Source organism: Bradyrhizobium oropedii (assembly GCF_020889685.1).
In the GTDB taxonomy this organism is placed as follows: domain Bacteria; phylum Pseudomonadota; class Alphaproteobacteria; order Rhizobiales; family Xanthobacteraceae; genus Bradyrhizobium; species Bradyrhizobium oropedii.
In genome coordinates, this window is sequence record NZ_JACMYO010000442.1 from 1 (window position 1) to 1,144 (window position 1,144).

Here is a 1,144-nt window from a genome sequence, read left to right on the forward strand (position 1 = left end):
GGGCCGTTCCATACATGACCGTAGCAGCGCGTGGAGGTCACTATCTACCAAGCGCCGGGCCGAATTTGTAATTGACCCGTGCCGTGATGAGATCGACATCCTGGTGGACGCGATCACCGCCAACGGCTGTTGGGAAGGTTACGTTGCTGCCCTGCATGAACAAATGGTCATACTCGACACCAGCTGACCAGCTCGGCGTGAGGCTGACTTCGATACCGGCGCCGAGCCCGCCACCCCAACGCACATCGTTGGTTCTGGCAATTTCAGTCCCAGTAGCCACTGAGTTGATGTGATAGGTGTTGCTGGTCACCGCAGCACCGCCCTTGGCGTAGAGCAGCACGGCATTGAACGCGTAGCCGACATGGCCGGTCAGCAAGCCGAACGCACCTGTCTTGGTGCCAATGATGCCTGCCGGGAAGGCGGTGCTGACATTGGAGCCGCTGAAGTCGGCCCAGTTGCCCTGACCTTCAATGCCGTAGATCGTGTTGAAGATCTGCCAACGATAGCCGATCTGGCCGCCGACGGTGCCCCCAGTCGAATTATGGCAGCCCTCGGAAGTGATGCCATTGAAATCCCGCCAATTGTGGCTGGATCTCCAGCCACCATTGATACCGATGTAGTAACCGGTCCAGTCGTTGATTGTAGCTACGATCTGCGGCGGGGGAGCCTTGATGTTGACGGGCTGTGCGGCGAAGTCCGCGCCAGATGCCGGAGCGGCCGCAGTGAGTGCGCAGATGCTTGCGGTCAGAATCAGCAAATTCTTTATTTCGAGTATCCTTCCTTTCGATGCCCCCCGGCGCGATGCGTCTTAACAAGATCATCGCGAATTGCTGTAAATGCAGCACCACATTGTTTCAAAAGAAATGAGTTGAATCGAACGCTGCGTCAGATGTGGAGCGTGCAACCATCGCAATGCATAGCCCGACCAAGATGCTCTGATCTGGGAGGCACATGCAGTGAGCGAAGGAAATTCCGGACCAAGCAATACTGAATGAACTGAAAGCCATGGATCGCCCCAGCGTCTCCTTCCAGAAAGCGACCCGCTGATGACGGCCTACGATGCGACCGAGCCGTCTGACGTGCTTAATTCTCACGTCACCCAACTCCGAAGCGCAAGCCGTGCACGGCTTGCCAGCGCACGATC

General features: G+C 57.3%; 1 protein-coding gene. It reads right to left on the reverse strand.

What is annotated here, in order from left to right; translation table 11 throughout:
• Positions 1–40: 40 nt before the first annotated feature.
• The gene (locus H8A95_RS43160) at positions 41–766 is read right to left on the reverse strand and encodes an outer membrane protein (RefSeq protein WP_229166935.1); all 726 of its coding nucleotides are present in this window, start codon (positions 764–766) and stop codon (positions 41–43) included.
• Positions 767–1,144: the final 378 nt, after the last annotated feature.